We start from the raw sequence: 20,044 nt of genomic DNA, 5'->3' as shown, positions 1-20,044 counted from the left end.
CGATGGGCTTCCTGGGTCGGACATGGGAATCGAAGCGCGACAGCCCGAATATCTGGGCGAGATGCGCGAGCGTTATCCGGATCGGTTCACGACGATCGACCGGATCTTCGCCCGCATTCGCCGGGGCGCGAAGATCTTCGTGGGCAATGCCTGCGGTGAACCGCGCTTCTTGGTGCGCTCGATGGCCGACTACGCCCGCGCGCACCCCAAGGCGCTGGTGGACGCCGAGATTTTTCAGGTGTGGAGCCTCGGCGACTCGCCCTTTGCGCATGACGCCTCGCTACGCCATTTCCGCTACAACTCGATGTTCATCGGCGAAGGGATTCGGGGCGCGATCAACGAAGGCCTCGCCGACTACACGCCGCTCTTTTTCTCGCAGGCGCCCGACGTGCTGCGCCGAGGGTTGCTGCCGATCGACGTAGCGCTGATTCAGGTATCGCCGCCAGACGCGCACGGCTGGATGAGCATGGGCGTGAGCGTCGACCTGGGCAAGGCGGCGGCCGAGGCGGCGCATTTCGTCGTGGCGCAGGTGAATGGGTGCATGCCGCGCGTGCACGGCGACAGCTTCATCAACATCGAGGATGTCGATTATCTCGTTCCGCACGACGAGGCGATCCTGGAGTTTCCCGCGCGTCCCGAAACCGAGGCGATCCGGGAGATCGGCCGCTACGTCGCGCGGCTCATCAAGGACGGCGACACGCTGCGCATCGGCTACGGCCCGACGCCCAACGCGCTGCTCGCGTCGCTGGCCGAAAAACGGCACCTGGGCATCCACACCGAAATCCTGACCGACGGGATCGTCGAGTTGATGCGCCGCGGCGTCGTGGACAATCGCCAGAAGACGCACAATCGCGGCAAGACCGTCGCCGCCTTCTGCATGGGAACCGAGGCGACGTACGAATACATCCACGACAATCCGCAGATCGAATTTCAGACCATCGACGTGGTCACCGATCCGTTGCTCATCGCGCGGCACGAAAACATGGTGGCGATCAACAGCGCACTCTCGATCGACCTGACCGGTGAGGCGACGGCGGTGTCGATCGGCGGACGGTTCTTTTCGGGCATCGGTGGGCAGGCCGAATTCATGCGCGGCGCGACCATGTCGCGTGGCGGGCGATCGATCCTTGCCATGCCGTCCACCGCGATGGACCATGAGGTTTCGCGCATTGTGCCCATGCTGCCGGAGGGCTCGGGCGCGTCCTTCATCCGTGGCGATGTGCACTACGTCGTCACCGAATACGGCATTGCGTACCTGCACGGAAAAAGCATCCGCGAACGCGCCATGGCGCTCATCTCGATCGCGCATCCCAATTTCCGCCCCTGGCTGGTCGAGGAAGCGAAGCGTCGAAAGTTGATCTATTCCGACCAGGCGTTCATCCCCGGCAAGCAGGGCGAATATCCGTCGGAACTCGAGGCGTTCTACCGCACGCCGGACAACCGCGAGGTGCTGCTGCGCCCCGTGAAGATCTCCGACGAGCCGCTGCTCAAGGTGTTTTTCTACCGCCTCTCGGATAAGACGATGTTCCGCCGCTTCATGTCGATGCGCCACGACATGCCCCACGAGCGGTTGCAGGAATTCGTGGTCGTCGATTATTCGAAGGAAACGGTGATTCTCGCGGTGCGTATGGACGGTTTGCACGAGACGGTGCTCGGCATCGGGCAGTATTCGGTCAACGCGATGGATCACACGGCCGACATCGCGTTCGTCGTCGCCGACGAACAGCAAAAGTGCGGCGTCGGAAGGCTGCTGCTCAACTACCTCACCCTGCTCGCCAAAAAGCAGGGTTTGCTCGGATTCACCGCAGAGGTGCTGCTCGACAACGAGCCGATGATGCACGTGTTCGAAAGCGGCGGATTCGACATGGACCGCCGCGTCGTCGAGGGCGTTTACGAGCTTCGGATGATGTTTCCGGAGCCGGGCGACCCGGGCGCGGCGCGATCGGCATAGGTCAGGGCGAGGCCGTCCGGCCACCGACATCGAAGAGCGCGACGCACGCTTCGTCCACCACGCGCAGGCACATCGACGTGAGCATCCGGTTCGCACGGCGGCGGTCGCCGTCCGGCGCGTCGCGATGGGCTCGTGCCCACGCCGCGCACTCGGCGCGTGGCGTTCGCGCGCAGTTGCGTTCGATCTCGTCCGGAGACGATGTCGCGAAGTCGAAATCTCGCGGCGTCGTGCGAAGCTCCTTCGCAGCCGCACAAGCCTCGCGAGCGCCGCGCTCGCACGCGAGATCGAAATAGACCGGCGCGAGACGCACGTCGCGCGCGATTGACCGCTCATCGTCCAACGCGCGACGGGCGTGGAGCGCGCACGCCGTCGCATCGCCGTCGGCGCAACGCGCGCGCAGCGCCCCGGCGTCCGGCCCACGCACGGCAGTGATCACAAAGCCCCCGGCGATGGCGCATGCCGCGACGAGCGGCCAGATCGAGCGCGGCGTGCCGTCGTCTTTTTGCCGTTCGAACGGCCGCGCGAACGCGGCGGCGAAAAACACAAGCAGCACGGCATGCGCGGGGGCGACGAGGCGCGGCATGGAGTTCGTCCACGCGCAGAACGCGACCAGCGCGGAGGCGACGATTCCGCTCGCGGCGCTAAGCGAGAGCGCCCGCTCGCGACGCATCGTGGCGGCCGTGACGACGATCGGCGCGGCGATCCATGCGGGGCCGAGCCACCAGCCGAAGCGCGCGCCGAAATCCGACAGGCGCTGCGCAAAGTTGCGCGCGAAGAGCCACGGATCGTCGGCGAAAACGCGCAGGTACTCGTCGAGAAAGAAGCGATCCGCCTCGCGCGAGCCATACGCCAGGCCGCGCGTCTTCAGCAGTTCGCCCGCCCACGCGTCGTCCCAGAGAATTCCAAACGGATTCGGGTATTGCCCGATCGGCTCGAACAGGTTCTGCGCGCCCTGCAATCGAAATGCGATGAACTGGCCGAAGACCGCGAGGTTCACCCAGCCGTGCGCGATCGGAAAAATCAACAGCCCTGCAAAAGCGCCACCCACGCGGGCGAGGTGTTCGCGTTCGCGTGGCCCGAAAACGGCGACGACGACCAGTGCGAATGCGCCGACGTAGAACAGCTCTCCACGAATCATCGACGTCACGCCGATGATGGCGCCGCCGGCAGTCCCCCACGCGAATGCCCGGCGCGGCGGCACGGCCGCCTCGCGTCGGCGAAAAACGCCCGCGAGGACGAGCGCGATTGCGATCGCGCACGCGGGGGCGAGGGCGCTGTCGATGAGTCCGTCGGGAATAAAACGCCTCTCGGGCGCGTACAAGACGAGGAGCACGATGAGAACGGACGCATACGCGACGACGACGCGCATCTGAGCGCCCGCCAGCGCGAACATCGCCGCGACGGTGAGCGCGAGAGCGGCGATCCACGCGGCGCGCTGCACGAGGATCATCAAGCGGAAGTCGAAAACGAGATCGGACGAACCGAGGCTTCGAATCGCCGTGAGTAGGCCGAACGCCGCGTCGTAGCCGAACCCCCTCGTCGGCGCGACGGGATTTCCCGCATGGATTTCCGTACGCGGGACGCGCACGAGCGGCTCGATGCCGCCCGCGACGGTCGGGTGCACGGCCTCGGGTTTCCACGCGACCCACCACGGGCGCGCGGTCGCGAAGGCGGCGATCGCCGAGCTCGACGGCGGACCCGCGCCCCAAGTCCCTTGGGCGAGCACCGCGTCGATCGGCATGAACGGCAATGCGACGAACGCCGTGCCCACCACCGCCATCATGGCGACGACGGGGAGCACGGCGCGCGCCACGCGCCACCCGTCCACGTCGCCCGACAACCGGGTGGTGATGCGTTGCTTCTTCACGGCTCGCAATATTGACGCATTCGGGGGAAATCCGGATAGTCCCCCCGCGCCGCGCGCCGGATGCCTTCGCCCGCAGCGCGAGGAACCCTTGCATCGCCCCTTTTCCGTTCGCGGCGACTATGCGCCGGCCGTCATCAACGGCTTTTTTTCGCTGGGCACCTCGGCGGCGAACTTCTTTTTGCCGCTGTATTTTCGCGAACAACTCGGCTTTTCGGGCACGCAGATCGGCGCGCTATTCGCGGCGCAGGCAATCGCGGGCGTGCTCGCCGTGCTGCCCGCCGGCCTCGGCAACGACCGCGTGACGAGCCGCAGCCTCGTGGCGGTGAGCCTCGTCGTGCAGGCGCTTGCCTTCGCCGCGCTCGCCACGGTGCGTTCGTTCCCCGTCTATCTGCTCGTTTTTTTCGGATGGGCGGTGGGGTTCAATCTGTATCGCATCAGCCTCGACGTGCAGCTCCTCAAGACCGATCAGGGCGCGGGGGTCGAGCGCCGCGCGCTGCTGTACCAGTTCGTGCGCTTCGGCGGCCTCGCCATTGGCACCGCGGGAGCGGGATACGTGCTCGTGAGCATCGACTTTCGCGGGGCGCTCATCGCCATGGCGATCGTGTGCGCGGCGCTGGCGTTCTCGGCGTTCGCGCTGGTGCCCGTGCGCGTGGCGAGGGTGCGTCTCGCCGATTACCGCGCCGACATCAGTAGACCCAATGTCATCTTGTTCGCCGGCTGGTTCTTTTTGTTCGCCACGCACTGGGGCGCCGAATACACCTGTTACGGATTGTTCCTGCGCGAAAACCTCGGGCTGTCGTTGATCCAGATCGGCTGGTACATGACGGGTGAATTCGCCGCGATCGTCGCGACGCTCGCCGTGCTGCTCTCGCGTCGCGTCGCGCTACTGAACGGCGCGGTGCGGCGCTTTGCCGTCGCGGGGCTCGCGCTCTCGGGAGTCGGGCATATCGGCATGTCGGTGACCGGGCCGCTCGTGTCGGCGGCGTTCCGCATGATTCACGGCGCGGGCGACGGCCTGATCGTGGTGGTGCTCTACCTCGGCCTCGCGCGGTTGTTTCACGTCGAGCGCGCGGGCGGAAACACGGGGTTCGTGAATCTCGCGGCGATGGCGGGGCTCGTCACGGGCTCGCTCGTCACGGGACCGATCGGCGAACGTTACGGTTATCAGTGGCCGATTCTCGCAAGCGGATTCATGATCCTCGCGCTGATCGTTCCGCTCGTTCTTCCGAAACGAGAGCGCGTCGACGATTCCGCGCGCCCGCTCAGTTCCACGGCTGCCCGTTCATGAGGTTTTCGAGCCCCTGATCCATCGTGTGCTCGAACAGCAGTCGGAATCCCCCGGCGGTGGGATGCACCCCGTCGGGAATCCAGTCGAGCGGCCCGGGCAGCAGAAAGTTTCCACCGGGGAAGGGCAAGTAGCCCGTCGCGGCGGTGCCCGGCGCGGGCACGGTCGCCGGGTCGTACGGGAACAGCGGGAGCAGGAACGGCGGATGCGGGACGTCACCGACGGCGTACTGCAGCCATCCGAAGTTGTGCGCGTAATGAAAACGCGGCCGCGTCAAAGTCTCCAGGAGTTCCTGCAATCCGATCTCGGCGAAGATCAAGTTGTATTCGTCGGTCGACAGATCGCCCATGCCGTACGCGAAGTCGTTGAATTCGTAATGAAGAAAGTCGTAGCCGATCAGCACCACGTGCAGATTCGGCCGCCCCGCGAGCGCGGTATCCACGATGTGCAGCGTGTCGTCCACGATGGACTGTTTGCGCCAGTCCCGCAGGAAGCCCGGCCAGCCGTCGTAGCCGTCGTCGATCATCTCGTGCACATCGTTGCCGCTGACGCAAAGGAGAAGCAGTTCCGCCGGCGGGTCCATGTCCAGGACTGCTTCCAAGGTGTCGAGCCGGCCGTCGTCGTTGTCGGCCCAATCCTCGGCGGTGGATCCGGGCAGCGAGGTGAGTTCCCACGACACCACGGTGTCGCTGTAGCCGCGCTCCGCGAATTCGTCGATCGTCGCCTGGATGAATCCCGACGACCAACTATCGCCCGCGATCACCACGCGCTCGACGCCGTCTCCCGTGTCGTCGTCTGCCGTATCATCGTCACCGGTGTCGTCATCGGTAATGTCATCATCCGACGTATCGTCGTCCGTCGAGTCGTCATCGCCCGTATCGTCATCAGTTGAATCGTCGTCCGCCGCGTCATCATCGGTGGTGTCGTCGTCATCCGAATCGTCGTCCGTGAGATCGTCATCCCCCGTGTCATCATCGCCGGTGTCATCATCATCGGTAGAATCGTCATCTTCGTTCGAATCGTCGTCGTCGCCGACGTCGTCGTCCGTCGCATCGTCATCCGCGAGGCCGACGTCCGGCGTTGCGGTATCGTCGTCGCCGCCGCCCGATGACCCGCACCCCGCGAAGAAAACGAACGTCGCGACGCACCCGAACATCAACGCAAAGATCGATCCGCGAGTCATATCCGTGCCGCCCTAAAACAGAATCGCCGTGAGGAAGTAGTCGGAAACGAGCACCCACACCGACGAGAGCACGACGGACTCGGTGGTGGCGATGCCGACGCCTTTGGCGCCGCGCGTCGTGTTAAACCCTTTGTAACAGCTCACGAGCGCGATGATGAGGCCGAAGAACGCAGCCTTGACGAGTCCGTTCGAGAAGTCGTCGACATCCACGTACGAGATGACCATCTCGTAAAAAAGCGTGGACGAGATGTCGAGCAGGAACGTCGAGACGATCCACGCGCCGACCGTGCCGATGAAATCGAAGACCACGGCGAGCAGCGGCATCATGATGACCGCGGCGATCATGCGCGGCAGCACGAGGTATTGCACGGGATTCACGGCCATCGTGGTGAGCGCGTCGATTTGCTCGGTCACGCGCATCGTGCCGATCTCGGCGGCCATGGCGCTGCCGCACCGCCCCGAAATCATCAGCGCGGTCATGACGGGCCCGAGTTCCCGGGTGATGGCGAGAGCGACCGCGGGGCCGACCATCGAGTTCGCATCGAAAATCCCGAACGCGTAACTCGATTGCAGGGCCATGACCGCGCCCGTGAAAAAGCTCGTGAGCAGAATGATCCAGACCGAGGCGACGCCGATGAATTCGAGCTGGATGAAGAGCTGTTCGTGGCGAAACGGGCGCTGCACCGACCAGAGCAGAGCTTGGCCGAACAGCCGCATGACCGCGCCGAGCTCGGTCACCGCCGAGATGAGATAGCCGCCGATGAGGGCGAATACGGGCATCGTCCCCGCGCTACGTCGTCGGCTGCGCTTTCCGATAAATGCGCGCGACGCGGTAGTTGATGTTCGTGAAGATCTCGTAGGCGCTCGTGCCCACCACGTCCGCCACTTCCTCCACCGTGATTCGCTCGTTGCCCTGCGCGCCGATCAGCACCACCTCGTCGCCGAGCGACACCCCGGGCACGTCGGTCACGTCGAGCATCGCCATGTCCATGCAGACCGCACCCGTGATCGGCGCGCGCACCCCGCGCACCAGCGCGTGGCCCTTGTTGCTCTGCCGGCGGTTGAGCCCGTCGGCGTAGCCCATGGGAATCGTCGCGATCACCGACGGCCGCTGCGCCTCCCACAACCCGCCGTAACTGACGCGCGCGCCCACCGGAATCGTCTTGAGGTGGGCGATCTGCGTGCGCAGGGTCAGCACCGGCTGGAGATCGAGCATGCCGCGGAAATTCGGATTGGGAAACGCCCCGAGCATGGCGATGCCGATGCGCACCATGTTGAACGGCGGACGCGGCGCGGCCATCGACGCGGCGCTCGCGGCCAGGTGCTTCCACGGCGCGTCGAGATCCTCGTCTTCCAAATTCTGCACCGCGTCGCGAAAGGCCGTCGCCTGTTTCCAGTACTGGTCGTCGAGGCTCGGCATCACGCCAGACAGGTGCGTGAGATAGCCGTCGATCTGGAGCACGCCCGACTCGCGGATCAAGCGCGAGACCTCGACGGCCTCCTCCGGTTGCACACCGATGCGGTTCATGCCCGTGTCGATCTTGACGTGCACGCCGAAAGAAATTCCCGCATCGCGGGCCTGCGCGATCGTGGCGAGCGCGTTTTCGCGGCTGATGATGACCGGCGTGAGGTTGTAGTAGTGGGCCTTCATGGCCTCGCCCCAGTAAATGCCTCCCATCACCAGAATCGGCCGCGTGATGCCGCCCTCGCGCAGACGCACGCCCTCTTCGCAAAACGCCACGCCGAAGGCCGCCACGCCGAGCCGCTCCAGATTCGCCGCGAGCGCCACAGAGCCGTGGCCGTACGCGTCGGCCTTCATCACCGACAGAATGCGCACGTCGGGACCAAGCCGGTCCTTGATCGCGAGGTAGTTGTGCTCCAGCGCGTCGAGGTCGATCAGCGCGAATGTGGGGCGATGCGTGTAGTGGGTGAGCATCCGGATCCTTTCCCGGCCGGGAACTGTCAGATCGCGCCGAGGATTTCGGCGCGTTTTTTCTCGTATTCCTCGGGCGTGATGAGCCCCTTGTCGAGCAGGGCCTTGAGTTCCTGCAACCGTTCCTCGACCGATCGCGTTTCGGCGGGCGGCGGAGCTGCCGGTTCCGCGGGAGTGGGCGGCGGGGCGGCGGCCGGAACCGGCGCGGGCGGCGTGGACGGCGGCGTGGTCCCGGCGTCGTCCTCGTCCTCTTCGGGGCGGGGTTTCGGCGCCCAGTTTGTCAGCGTCACGACGGTCCAGTTCGTGTGTTCTTTTTTCAGATACGGATCGTCGGCGACGATCGCGGGCGGGGCGTTGTGCGGTCCCGGATCGAGCCGAAAGGTGCCGAGCGAATACCGCGCGCGCGGATCGCCCGAATACGGCTGATCCTCGTTCGACAGTTCGAACAGGAAGTTGCCGAGCACGAGGTGGAGGCGGTCGTCCTTGACCCACGCCCAGCCGCTCGTGAGCTTGCGCGACTTGAAGACGAGATCCCGCTTGTACGACGTGACGTCGAAGCCCACCCACTGGTCGGCGTTACAGGTCGAAAGCGCCTTCGCCATCGACTTGGCGAGCTTTTTCACCTCGTCTTCGTCGAACACGCGATCGCGCTCGCGCCACTTGAAAAACGCGTGCTCGCTGTAGGTCAGGTCGGCGAGGATCGCGGCGAGTTTCGCCGGTTCGACGGTCGCGGGATGCGAAAATCCCTTGGGCACGACGCGACCGTTCGCGTCCGTCTCCCAGGTTAGGACGATCGCGTCCTTGCCCTTGCGATAGACGTCGCTCGTCTGAAAACCCGCCTTCGAGCACGCGGCGAGCGCGAGCCCGGACAGGCAGATGGCGACCACGGCAAAGCGGCGCGAGAGCCGCATGGGGGTGCGTGCGTTCATGACGCGGCGGATTCTAACGACCGGTCGCCGCGAACGCAACTTCGCCAACTCCGCTTACGGGCAGTTCGCCTCGACGCACGCTCCGCCGCACTGGTACGCATCGTCGCTGCATGCTTCGTCTGCCGCGTCGAGACACGCGCAGGAGCACTCGGTCTGGGCGGCGAGATTCGCGCAGCCTTCCGAGGCCGACACGCATTCCTCGACCGAACCGAAGTATCCGCACTCGACGGCGTATTCGCAGAGCGTCTGCTGCGTGCATCCCGCGTCGTCGTCGTCGCCCGTGGCGTCATCGTCGTCGGCCGCGGAGTCGTCGTCATCGTCATCACCCGCGCATCCGATCGCGACCGCGGTGACGGCGAAACATGCCGCGCACGCCAATGCCAGAAGCATGGACAGAGTCTTCATCGGTCCCTCCGGACAGCCCGTGGAATGGGTCCAATCATTGTCGACCTTTATTAGTATACGTCAATGTCCATTTAATGGCTTGCTTCGTGATACGTTTCGCGCGCCCGATCCGTACGCCGATCGAGGTCGCACCGCCCGGTCTTCCGTCTTGCCTTTCGCGGCGAATCCGGCGAAATTCGAGCATCCGCAACGCGCGCGTTTGCTCATCGCCAATTCGATCCAGGAGAGTCCCCGTGACCGGCCCCATGCTGCCCGAAGTGTCCCTGGCCGCCGTCCTGCACAACCGGCGCACCGACGATCCCTCCGTCACGCAGATCATCTCGCGGCGAAAAAACGGGGTGTTGACCGACACCTTCCACCCGATGACCCGGGGCGAATGCCGAAAGCTCGCCGAGCACGCCGCGTTCGGCCTCGTGAAGATGGGCGTGAACAAAGGCGATCACGTCGCGATTTTTTCGCCGAACCGCCCGCAGTGGATTTTCGCGACGGTGGCGATTCAGACGATCGGCGCGACGCTCGTGCCGGTGTACCCGACGCTCACGGCCAAGGAAGCGGGCTATGTCGTGAACCATTCCGACGCCAAGGTGATCTTCGTCGGCGACGAGGACCACCGCAAAAAGGCGCTGGAGTTCAAAAAGGACTGCAAAAAGCTCGAACACATCATCTCTTTTTTGCCCGTGGCCGACGACCCGGGCGGCGCGTTCATTTCCTTCGACACCCTCGTCAAACAGGGAGCCGACGGGTTTGACGACAAGGCTATCGTCGAGCGCGTGAAGGCGGTCACCGGCGACGACCTTTCCGCGATCATCTACACCTCGGGCACCACCGGCGTTCCCAAGGGCGTCATGCTCACGCACTCCAATTTCATGTCCCAGCGCGGGGTCAAGGATCTGTTCGACCTGACGGGCAAGGACACGTGGCTCTCGCACCTGCCTCTCTCGCATTCGTTCGGATTCACCGCCGATTTCCTCGGTTGCCTCGAGGTCGGCGGCGTTTTGGGCATGAGCGAGGGGCTCGACCCCGACAGCATGCGCGAGGCGCTCGCCGCGATTCGCCCGACGGTGCTGATGTCCGTGCCGCGCCTGTACGAAAAGCTCTACATGCGCGTGCTCTCGATCCTGAAGTCGCGTCCCGAGGCCGCGCGCAAACTCTTCTGGAGCGCGCACAAGATCGGGCTCGAAGTGTTCCGCTACCGCAACGAGGGCAAGCGCGTGCCGGGTTTCCTGTCGCTCGAATACAAGGCCGCGCAGATCGTGCTGACCAAGGTGAAAGAAAAGGCGGGGCTCGACCGCATCCGCGTGGCCTACGGCGGCGGCGGGCCGCTCTCGCCCGACCTGATGGCGTTTTTCAACGGCCTCGGCATCGACATCTATCAGGGTTACGGGCTGACCGAGACGAGCCCGGTCGCCACGGTCACGCTGCCCGGCAAAAACAAGCTCGGCACGGTCGGCCCGCCGATCGAAAACGTCCACATCAAGCTGGATAACGACGGCGAGATCCTCATCAAGGGTCCGAACGTGATGAAGGGCTACTACAAGGACGACAAAGCCACCGCCGAGGTCATGACCGCGGACGGCTACTTCCGCAGCGGCGATATCGGCCGCTTCGACGACCATGGCCGCCTGATGATCACCGACCGCAAAAAGGAACTCATCATCACGAGCGCGGGCAAAAACATCGGCCCGCTCGGCATCGAAACCGCGTTCAACATCGACCCCTACGTCGAACGCGTCATCCTCATCGGCGACAATCGCAACTACCTGACAGCCTTGATTGGCCCCGATTTCCACGCGCTGGAGCACTGGGCCAAGGAACAGAACCTGTCATGGTCGAGCCACGCCGACCTCGTGCGCAAACCGCAGGTCGTGCGTTTGATGCAGGAGCGGGTGGACATCGTGAACAAGGATCTCGCGAAATTCGAGACGATCAAGAAATTCACGATCGTCGATCACGAGTTCTCCGAGGACAACGGCGTGCTCACGCCGTCGCAGAAGGTCAAACGCCGCGTCGTCCACGAAAAATACAAGGACCTGATCGAGAAGATGTACGCCGGCGGCGAGTGACAAAGCGCTTCACTCGGACCGTCGCTCGATCTCGCTCCAGTGGTCGCGCAGGTGCTCGAAGACCGCGTCCGCCACGAGTTCCATACCGCGCGGCGTGAGATGAACGAAGTCGGCGAATACCGATTCCGGCAGACCGGGCTCGGCGGCGAATTGCCCGCGCGGAGATGCCATCCCCACGTATAGGCCGGGCGACGCGGCGGTGAGGTAGCTCGGCGAGCCGTCCGTGCTGTCGAGCGGCGTCAGTCGCCCCTCCACCCAGCCGAAATACTCCACGCCGACAAACGCCCGCACGCCGCGCGTGCCCAGCCACTGCACCGTGGTGGGCAACGCGTCGGGCAGGTCGCCCTCGCGATACGCCGCGGGTGCGTCGGTGAGCCGGTGCAGCACGCCCTCGTCGCCCCAGCGCGCCCATTGGCGCAGCGATATGAGCAGATACAGCGAACGCACCTTCCACGCGCGGCGCAACCACTCCACTTCGGCGCGCGCGCGGGGCTCGGGAGGCTCGATGCGGTCCACGACCGCGGGCGACTCGTACCAGATCACGATATCGGGTTCGAGTTGCATCCAGCGCCCCTGCAACAGGCGCTTGGTCTGCATCGAGTTGTGGCCCGGCACCGCGCCGTTGAACACCGCGAAGCGCACGCCCGGCGACGCCCATGCGTTCAATCGTTCCTGCAATTTGCGCGGCCAGTTCTCGTTCGCGTTGTTGTAGAAGCTCACCGAGTCGCCGGCCACAATCACCCGGATCTCGCCGGGCGTCTTGGGCGCGGGCGGAAAGTAGGGCGGTCGTCGCTCGGCGGGATCGGCGGGATCCTTCACGCGATAGCCCGCGTATTCGTCGGCGACGAAGGCGTGGTCGAGGCGCGTCCAGTGCATCGCCTCGTGCGTCATGATCGCGTCGCGGTCGCCGCCGAGCAGCTTCTCGTAAAACGGTCTCGTCGCGCGGGCGACATCGCGCGTCAGGATGCGCGCCGCGATCTCCATCGACGCGACGAGTGCGAGCGCCGGCACGAGCGCGAACGCGACGCGGCGAAGACAGCGGGCGTTTTGCATATTCACGGCGACGGCTCCGCGTCCGGTGCGGTCGCCTCCGTATGATCGACGATCCACCGGCGGACGGCGGCGGCGATGAGGTCCTTGCCCGCGGGCGTCAGATGCACCCAGTCGGTGAAGAGGGCGTCGGGTCCCCCCGCGTGCGCGCGGAAATCGTCCAGCGCCGAGACATAGCCGAACGCGATGCTGTCGATCGGTTCGCGCGGAAGAAAGTCGGGCGCGGTCTCGCGCACGCTGTCGGCGTTGCGGATCTCGCCGTTCATATACGCGAGGTAATCGACCGCAACGAAACCGCGCACGTCGCGGTCGCGCAGCCAGCGGATGAGGCCGGGCAGCACGGTGTTGCGATCGGGGTTCACGTCTCCGGCCGGTGCGTTGAACATGCGGTCGAGGTCCGTGCGCGGCGGCGCGACGAGGCTTTGGCGAAAGAGCGACACGGCGTAGAGCAGGCGCGACCGGTAGATCTGGTTCGCCGCCGTGAGCCGCCAAGGTTCGAGCGGCGCGGGTAGCTCGACGCGGTCCACCACGCGCGGCGACTCGTACCAGACGACGATATCAGGCTCGAGCGCCATCCAGCGCCCCTGCAGCAGCCGTTTCACCTGCACGGGGTTGTGGCCGGGCGTCGCTCCGTTGAGGACGACGTAGCGGCCGGGTGCGTCGGCGTCGAGCAGCACTTGCAAATGCCCCGGCCACGAGTCGTCCCACGAGTTGCCGAAGGTGACCGAATCACCCACGCAAAGCACGCGCACCTCGCCGGGCGCTTTCGGCGGTGCCGGCAAGAACGGCGGGCGGCGCGACGAGGGGTCGGTGGGATCGACGTGGCGATATCCCGCGTGGGGATCGGCGATAAACTGCGTCTTCGTGCGCAGCTCGTGGAGCGACTCGTGAACGACGCGGTCGTCCGCGCCGAGCCGCCGCATCAGCCACGCGCGCAGCGCGCCATTCGCCACGTCGGACATCGCAACACGTGCCGCGATTTCGAGCGCGCCGACGAGCGTGAAAAAGATCGCCAGTGCGATGAGGCGTCGGCGCGCGCGAAGCCTCACGGCGTTTCTCCGACGGGTTCGAGACCCGCGAGCACGGCCTGGGCGGCCGTTGCGGCGACGAGATCCGCGCCCTCGCCGGTCAGGTGGATTCGATCGGTGAACAGCGCCGCCGCGCCGCCGGGATGCGCGCGAAACGCCGTGAGCGGGTTCGCGAAGACGAGTCGCGACGGCTCGGAGTCGTACTTCGCGCGCGCGGTCTCGTCGAAATCGCCTTCGAGCGTGCGGATCTCGTCGCCCTCGTGCTCCAGATACGCCAGCGCGACAAACGCGCGCACGCCGCGCTCGCCGCACCACCGCGCGAGATCGGGCAGCACGTTCGACCGTGCGTCGTGCGCGGGCGCGAGCGATGAATCGAACGCGCGCGCCACGGGGTCGGCCCGGCGCGCCGACCACGCCTGCGCCGCGGCCGTGACGAGATAGAGCGCGCGGAATCGGTAGATCTGTTCGAGCGCCGCCATGCGACCGCGATCGATCGGCTCGGGCAACTCCACGCGATCAGCGAAACGCGACTTTTCGAGCCATATCACGACATCGGGTGCGAGTTCGATCCACCGGCTTTGCAGCAGCCGCTTGCACTGCACCACGTTGTGGCCGGGCGTGGCGGCGTTGAACACCGTGAATCGCCCCGGCGCGGCGTCGTCGAGGCGGTGTTGCAGACGTCCCGGCCACGAGTCGTCGAACGCGTTGCCGAAGGTCACCGAATCGCCCACGCACACCACGCGCGTCTCGCCCGGCTTTTTTTGGGTCGCGGGCAAATACGGCGGGCGGCGCGATTCGGGATCGGTGGGATCGCGGTGGCGATAGCCGGCATAAGGATCGGCGACGAGCTGCGGCGCGATGCGCAGTTGCAGGAACGATTCGTGCACAATCCGTGCGTCGGGGTTCGGGTCCGCGTCGCGAAACAGCCGGTCGAGCACGCGTCCGCGAACGGCGTCGGAGAGCGCCACGCGCGCGCCGATCTCCGCCAGCGCCACGAGCGCGAGCACGGGGACGAGCGCGAAGAGCCGACGTCGCGTCGTCGGTGTCATCGCGCTGGCTCCGAAAGAGCGCGTTCGCGGGAGAAGCGTGATGTGATGTTGTCGTGCACGGCACGCGCGATGAGGTCCATGCCTTCGCCGGTTAGGTGGATTCGGTCGGTGAAGAGCGCCGCTGCGCCGCCGGGATGCGCGCGAAACGCATTGAGCAGAGGGACGGCGTCGAAACTCCCCCCGGCTTCACCCGCGTGCGCGGACGCCTCGACGAATCCGCCGTGACCCCGCGCGATGCCCTGCTCGTCCTGCGTGAGATAGTCGACCAACAGGAACCGATGCACGCCCCGGTCGACGCACCACCGGGCCAGCTCGATCACCGCGCGCGCATCTCCCTCGCTTGCGCCGGGGGCGTCGTATCGAGACGGCGCATCCGGCTCATCGCGTGTCGCCCACGCCTGCCGGGCGGCGAGCAGCAGATAAAGCGACCGCGCGCGGTACGCCCGCGACAGCCATGTGAATTGCCGCACGTTCATCGGCGGCGCGGGCTCGGGGCGTTCCGCGAAGCGCGCCGATTCGTGCCAGATCACGACGTCGGGTTCGAGCGCCATCCACCGATGCTGGAGCATGCGCTTGCACTGCACGACGTTGTGCCCGGGCGTGCCCGCATTGAAGACGACGAAGCGTATGCTGTACGGCGCATCGGCGTCGAGAAGGCGCTGCAAGCGTCCCGGCCACGAGTCCTCGAGGGAGCGTCCGAACGTGACCGAATCCCCCACGCACACCACGCGAATCTCGTTGGGTTCTTTGGGTTTAGGGGGAAGATATGGCGGCTGACGCGACGCCGGATCGGTCGCGTCGCGAAGACGATATCCCGCGTACTCGTCGGGCACGAACAGGTCCCGCGCGTGCAGCTCGTAGAGCGACTCGTGCATCAGCGCCGCGTCGCGGTCGAGGCGCGCGTAGAGCGACCGACGAACCTCGGCGAGAGGGCCGTCGGACATGACGAGTCGCGCACCGACCTCGGCGAGCGCGATGATCGCAAGCGCCGGACCGAGCGCATAGATCCAGCGGCGCGTCCGGCGCGTTGTCATGGCGCTTTTCCGTCAACTTGGGTGCGGGGAATGCGCCGATCGCCGACGCGCAGCGTCAGGCGAATCGCGTCGCAGTACTCCAACAGCGGAATGGCGAATTTGCGCGACAGGCCCGTGAGATCCTTGAATGACTGCGCGTCGATCTCGCCGGCCGACGCGAGGTGGGCGCGCACGATCGTGAGCAGGTCGTCGAGCTTTTCGCGGTCGAAGTAGAGTGCGTTCGTCAAGCGCACCGCTTTGCCGATTTTCACCAGATGCGCGATGGCGCGATCGACATCGGACGCGCTCACCGCGAGACGTTCGGCGATCTCCTTCGGCGTCGGCGGCGCGATCCCCCCACGCATGAGCGCGTCCGCCGCGCGGTTCGTCAATTCCGACATCGCCTCGCCCGCGAAAGCGGCCCGGTGCCCCGTGCGGCGCACGGTATCGCCGTCGATCTCGATCGTGCCGTCCTTCTGCATGCCGGCGAGCGCTCGCGCCAGCAGGCGCGGCGGTGTGCCGTGGAGCGCGCGCGCCGCGAGGTCGCCTCGCGTCAAGCCCGGCGAATCCGGCTGTGCGCGGTGGTGCGCGTCGAGCCGGTCCCGCACCTCGTCGCGCAGCGTCGCGAAAACGCTCCCGCTCACGTACCGGTCGCCGCCTTCGTCGAAACGCACGAGCACGCCGGTCGACAGCATGCGGCCGCACGCCGCGTCGAGATCCTTTTGCGATGCACCGAGAAGGCCCCGCAACGCGGTGGACGCGATCCCCTGCACACCGGCCCGCCGCGCGAGCACCGCGAGCCGCTCCTCGACCGACCCGGACTCGAGCACGACGAGATCGGCGAGGACGGCATCGAGGGGACGGCGATACTTTGCGCCGCGCGCGTGGACGACGGTGCCGCCGCCGATCGTGACGAGCGGCGACCACGAACGCAGCACAAATCGGTCGCCCGGCAGGAGCACCATCGGGTGTTCGAGGCGAAGCTGTGCGAGGTGCTCGCCGCCGGGTTCGATCTCGTCGGCCGAAAGCGGAATCACCCGCGCCGCGGCGTCGCTCGTGTGTGCGTGAAAACGCACGCGGGCGCGACGTTTGAGCGCTCGCGGCGCGGTCGGCAGCAGGTGCAGGCGCACGTCGATCATGGACGCGGGCTCGATCGTTCCGGGTTTGGCGACGACCTGCCCCCGACGCACGTCTTCGCGCGCGACCCCTTGCAGGTTGACCGCCGTCCGCTGCCCGGCGTTCGCGCGTTCGACGGGCGCTCCGTGCGCCTGGAGTCCGCGAATGCGCGTCGCGGGGCCGTCCGGCATCACCACGATGTCCTCGCCCACGGCCAGAGCGCCGCTCGCGAGTGTTCCCGTCACGACGGTGCCGAAGCCCTTCATCGTGAAGACGCGGTCGATGGGCAGGCGCGTGAGATCGCTGGGATTCTTTTGCGTTACGCCCGCGGCGACCTCGGCCAGCGCGAGGATCAGGTCATCGCGGCCCGCTCCGGTGACCGACGAAACGGGGACGATGGGCGCGCCGCCCAGAAAGCTTCCCTCGACGTAATCGGCGACGTCGGCCCGCGCGAGATCGAGCATGTCGGCATCGACAAGATCCGCCTTGGTGAGCGCGACAAGACCCGCACGCACCCCGAGCAGGCGGCAGATGTCGAAGTGCTCGCGCGTCTGCGGCATGACGCCTTCATCCGCGGCGACGATCAGCATGACGAGGTCGATGCCCGCCGCCCCCGCCACCATCGTATGCACGAACCGCTCGTGACCGGGCACGTCGACGATGCCGAGCCGCACACCCCCGGGCAAATCGAGCGACGCGAAGCCCAGTTCGATGGTGATGCCGCGCGCCTTTTCCTCGGGCAGTCGGTCGCAGTCGATCCCGGTCAGCAGGCGCACCAGCGCCGTCTTGCCGTGGTCGATGTGCCCCGCGGTGCCGAGGATCAGGTTCTTCATGGCCTGCGCGGCCTCATGGGAATACGCATCATCTCTTCGGGGTTTCGTCGCCGAAAGTATGCCCGGCGTCGCGTGGGGCGTCAAAAGCAAAACGGCGGGGACGAATCCCCGCCGTCTTTGAAGTCGTGTGTCGCGTTTACTGAATCAGGTGAACCTCGATGCGGTTGTTGTTGGCGCGGCCGGACGCCGAGGAGTTCGAATCGATCGGATTCGCCTTGCCGTAGCCGATCGACATGAGCCGCGTCGATTCGATCCCGCGCTGCATGAAGTAGCTCTTCACCGCGTCGGCGCGGGACTGCGTGAGCTTGAGCGCCGCGGCGTCGGACTTCTGCCCGTCGGTGAAGGAGCGGATCTCGATGGTTCCCGTTGTCCCCTTCAACTTGTCCACGATCTGGTCGAGCTGGAAGAAGGAATCCGGCTTGACCTGATTGTTCCCCATGAAGTCGATGTAGAGCGTGACGCCGCCGGCCAGCGGATTTTTGTCCGGGCAGCCGTCATCGTCCTGAAAGCCGTTCTTGTCCTCGGCTTCCTTCGGGCACTTGTCCTGCGCGTCCGGCACGCCGTCGTTGTCGTTGTCCGGGTCCGGACAACCGTCTTCGTCCTGATAGCCGTCCATGTCCTCGGGCTGATCCGGGCACTTGTCCGTCTTGTCGGCCACGCCGTCCTTGTCGGCGTCCACCGGCACCGGCTCGTAACCTGCGGGCTTGAACTTCCAGATGTCGTAATCGCCCGAGCGCTCCGAGTGGAAGTAGATGAATCCGTCGATGCCCCACGACGGACCGCCGTCGAGCCCTTCTTCCGTGGTGAGCTGCGTCAGGCCGGTGCCGTCGGCGTTCATCATCCACAGATTCCAGTCCTTGTTCACGTACGACGTGAACGCGATCTTGCGCCCGTCGGGGCTCCACGTCGGCTCGATGTCCGGCGCTTCGGGGCGGCTGGTGAGTTGCAGCAGGCCCGAGCCGTCCGGCTTGATCGAATAGATCTCGTAATTGCCGGTCACGTTGCTGGCGAAGGCAATGCGCTCGCCGTCGGGCGACCACGTGGGGTTGATGCCCTTGATGAGCTGCGTGAGTCCCGAGCCGTCCGGGTTGACGAACCAGATGTAGGGCATCTCGTCGTCGAAGACGCGGATCCAGCGCTCGCCGTCGTCGCGCATCTTCACGTTCTCCTCGTTTTCCATCGCGCAGAACACGACGCGCCCCGAGGAGGGATTGGCCTCGGCGTCGAAATCCGCCGTCTTGCCGCGCGAGATCTGCTGGTCACCGCCGACGCGCAGGCTCTTCAGCCACACGCCGCGCATCTCCTGCCGGAACGAATCGAAGAGGAATCCCTCGTCGCCCTTGAGCCACGCGGCGTTGTTGTTGTCTTCTTCGTCGGTGGTCTGACGGCGCGGAACGCCGTCGGGCTTCATCAGGATGACCTCGAAGTTCTTGTCCTTGAACGATTCGAAGACGATGGCGACCTGCGTCTTGGCCGCGTTGGGATACAGATCGACGTCCTCGTCCTTCGTGAGCTGCGAAAGACCCGTGACGATGCCGGTTTGCGCCCACGCGGAGCCCGCGAGGGTGAACACCGCGACGACCGCCACCGCGATCGCGAACCCGTGACCGATGTGCCTCATGTGCCGCCTCCAATTCCCTGGCTGAGTCCGGACCGATGCCCGAACGATAGCGATGAAAAAAATGCCCTGAACGGACGCGAATGCTAGTCAATGGCCGCCCGCGCTGTCAAGAAAAAACGGGGATGAGCCATTTACGCTGTGGCCGTTTCCCACGGAAATTGGGACAGGCTCGCCTGTCCCTGCTGCTCCTCACCCTTCGCCGGGCGACGGGTGTTTCGCGCGTCAGCGGGCGTCAGCGGGATGGGATGGGAGCGAATTGTCGCGCGGTGACGCGCCTCGCGATGCGTGGGAAAACCGGGGACACGCAGCGTGGGGCGCGCTGCGTGTCCCCGGTCAGAATCTTACTCGCACCCGGTCGGCGTCGGGTTCGTTTCGTATTCGCCGCCGTAGACGAGGTAGTTGATCGTCACGGCGGATTCGAAGACCTGCGGCACCGTCGTCCCGGTCTCCTCGGTCTCGTCCACGGTCGCGGTGAAGTCGTACGGTCCGCCTTCAGGGACGTTGAAGAGCATGAAGCTGGAGTTCAACGGATGCGTCGAGGTGCGCGTCAGGCTCGGACCGTTCTCGTCGGAAAAGTAGACGACGTTCTGACCGGAGTCGTTCGTCACTTCGGCGCAGCCGACCATTTCCGTCGCGGTCCCGCCGTTCCACAGCACGAATCCCAGCACGATGCCGTCCTCCGGGTCGATCGTGATCTCGAAGTACTCCTCGAAATCGT

16 protein-coding genes are annotated in these 20,044 nt (G+C 65.8%); 3 read left to right on the top strand and 13 right to left on the bottom strand.

The features are described 5' to 3' along the window. Positions 1-22 precede the first annotated feature (22 nt). Positions 23-1,951, top strand: a complete 1,929-nt coding sequence (locus IT350_13730) for a GNAT family N-acetyltransferase (GenBank protein ID MCC6159103.1) — start codon at positions 23-25, stop codon at positions 1,949-1,951. A gap of 1 nt (position 1,952) precedes the next feature. On the opposite strand, the gene IT350_13725 is transcribed toward IT350_13730, so the two are convergent. Next, complete coding sequence (locus tag IT350_13725) at positions 1,953-3,818, bottom strand: hypothetical protein (GenBank protein MCC6159102.1); 1,866 nt, start codon at positions 3,816-3,818, stop codon at positions 1,953-1,955. Between the two features lie 88 nt (positions 3,819-3,906). On the opposite strand from IT350_13725, the gene IT350_13720 reads away from it, so the two are divergent. After that, entirely contained in the window at positions 3,907-5,106 is a 1,200-nt protein-coding gene (locus IT350_13720) for an MFS transporter (protein ID MCC6159101.1), read from the top strand. On the opposite strand, the gene IT350_13715 is transcribed toward IT350_13720, so the two are convergent. From IT350_13715 to IT350_13695, 5 genes are read right to left on the bottom strand one after another with little or no spacing between them, the layout of a single operon-like run. Next, on the bottom strand, positions 5,081-6,286 hold the full coding sequence (locus tag IT350_13715) for a hypothetical protein (GenBank protein ID MCC6159100.1): 1,206 nt from the start codon (positions 6,284-6,286) through the stop codon (positions 5,081-5,083). The two genes, IT350_13720 and IT350_13715, sit on opposite strands and share 26 nt — an antisense overlap. Before the next feature lie 12 nt (positions 6,287-6,298). Beyond that, positions 6,299-7,066, bottom strand: a complete 768-nt coding sequence (locus IT350_13710) for an ABC transporter permease (protein ID MCC6159099.1) — start codon at positions 7,064-7,066, stop codon at positions 6,299-6,301. 10 nt (positions 7,067-7,076) lie between these two features. Beyond that, the gene (gene alr, locus IT350_13705; protein ID MCC6159098.1) at positions 7,077-8,222 is read right to left on the bottom strand and encodes an alanine racemase; all 1,146 of its coding nucleotides are present in this window, start codon (positions 8,220-8,222) and stop codon (positions 7,077-7,079) included. A gap of 26 nt (positions 8,223-8,248) precedes the next feature. After that, a complete protein-coding gene (locus IT350_13700; GenBank protein ID MCC6159097.1) occupies positions 8,249-9,148 on the bottom strand; it encodes an SHOCT domain-containing protein in 900 nt (299 codons plus the stop codon). 54 nt (positions 9,149-9,202) lie between these two features. Continuing rightward, on the bottom strand, positions 9,203-9,553 hold the full coding sequence (locus IT350_13695; GenBank protein ID MCC6159096.1) for a hypothetical protein: 351 nt from the start codon (positions 9,551-9,553) through the stop codon (positions 9,203-9,205). A 233-nt stretch (positions 9,554-9,786) separates the two neighbouring features. Here IT350_13695 and IT350_13690 point away from each other — a divergent pair, with 233 nt between their 5' ends. Continuing rightward, positions 9,787-11,616 (top strand): long-chain fatty acid--CoA ligase, encoded by a 1,830-nt coding sequence (locus IT350_13690; protein ID MCC6159095.1) that lies wholly within the window; start codon positions 9,787-9,789, stop codon positions 11,614-11,616. A gap of 9 nt (positions 11,617-11,625) precedes the next feature. Here IT350_13690 and IT350_13685 read toward each other — a convergent pair whose 3' ends face one another. From IT350_13685 to IT350_13655, 7 genes are all read right to left on the bottom strand, one after another. Continuing rightward, entirely contained in the window at positions 11,626-12,675 is a 1,050-nt protein-coding gene (locus IT350_13685) for a hypothetical protein (GenBank protein ID MCC6159094.1), read from the bottom strand. Beyond that, entirely contained in the window at positions 12,672-13,715 is a 1,044-nt protein-coding gene (locus IT350_13680; protein MCC6159093.1) for a hypothetical protein, read from the bottom strand. Before IT350_13680 ends, IT350_13685 begins: the two co-directional genes overlap by 4 nt. Then, positions 13,712-14,743: a hypothetical protein gene (locus IT350_13675; protein MCC6159092.1), complete on the bottom strand. Its 1,032-nt coding sequence runs from the start codon at positions 14,741-14,743 to the stop codon at positions 13,712-13,714. The genes IT350_13680 and IT350_13675 overlap by 4 nt, the downstream gene beginning before the upstream one ends. Continuing rightward, positions 14,740-15,777 carry an SGNH/GDSL hydrolase family protein gene (locus IT350_13670; protein ID MCC6159091.1) on the bottom strand — a complete coding sequence of 346 codons (1,038 nt, stop codon included), beginning with the start codon at positions 15,775-15,777 and terminating at the stop codon, positions 14,740-14,742. The genes IT350_13675 and IT350_13670 overlap by 4 nt, the downstream gene beginning before the upstream one ends. After that, on the bottom strand, positions 15,774-17,705 hold the full coding sequence (gene selB / locus IT350_13665) for a selenocysteine-specific translation elongation factor (GenBank protein ID MCC6159090.1): 1,932 nt from the start codon (positions 17,703-17,705) through the stop codon (positions 15,774-15,776). The genes IT350_13670 and selB overlap by 4 nt, the downstream gene beginning before the upstream one ends. Positions 17,706-17,841: 136 nt before the next feature. Then, positions 17,842-19,326 (bottom strand): PD40 domain-containing protein, encoded by a 1,485-nt coding sequence (locus IT350_13660; protein MCC6159089.1) that lies wholly within the window; start codon positions 19,324-19,326, stop codon positions 17,842-17,844. A gap of 341 nt (positions 19,327-19,667) precedes the next feature. Next, positions 19,668-20,044, bottom strand: a 377-nt coding sequence (locus IT350_13655; GenBank protein MCC6159088.1) for a hypothetical protein, incomplete at its 5' end; no start/stop codon positions are given.

It is taken from the genome of Deltaproteobacteria bacterium (assembly GCA_020845895.1).
Lineage (GTDB): Bacteria > Lernaellota > Lernaellaia > JACKCT01 > JACKCT01 > JADLEX01.
Note: the sequence above shows the minus strand (reverse complement) of the source record. Positions and strands in the feature narration are given on the sequence as shown.

Bases quoted from the DNA above. Each gene is read 5' to 3' on its own strand.
- IT350_13730 (MCC6159103.1), top strand. From the start codon at position 23: ATGGGAATCGAAGCGCGACAGCCCGAATATCTGGGCGAGATGCGCGAG.
- IT350_13715 (MCC6159100.1), bottom strand. From the start codon at position 6,286: ATGACTCGCGGATCGATCTTTGCGTTGATGTTCGGGTGCGTCGCGACG.
- IT350_13710 (MCC6159099.1), bottom strand. From the start codon at position 7,066: ATGCCCGTATTCGCCCTCATCGGCGGCTATCTCATCTCGGCGGTGACC.
- alr (MCC6159098.1), bottom strand. From the start codon at position 8,222: ATGCTCACCCACTACACGCATCGCCCCACATTCGCGCTGATCGACCTC.
- IT350_13700 (MCC6159097.1), bottom strand. From the start codon at position 9,148: ATGAACGCACGCACCCCCATGCGGCTCTCGCGCCGCTTTGCCGTGGTC.
- IT350_13695 (MCC6159096.1), bottom strand. From the start codon at position 9,553: ATGAAGACTCTGTCCATGCTTCTGGCATTGGCGTGCGCGGCATGTTTC.
- IT350_13675 (MCC6159092.1), bottom strand. From the start codon at position 14,743: ATGACACCGACGACGCGACGTCGGCTCTTCGCGCTCGTCCCCGTGCTC.
- IT350_13670 (MCC6159091.1), bottom strand. From the start codon at position 15,777: ATGACAACGCGCCGGACGCGCCGCTGGATCTATGCGCTCGGTCCGGCG.
- selB (MCC6159090.1), bottom strand. From the start codon at position 17,705: ATGAAGAACCTGATCCTCGGCACCGCGGGGCACATCGACCACGGCAAG.
- IT350_13660 (MCC6159089.1), bottom strand. From the start codon at position 19,326: ATGAGGCACATCGGTCACGGGTTCGCGATCGCGGTGGCGGTCGTCGCG.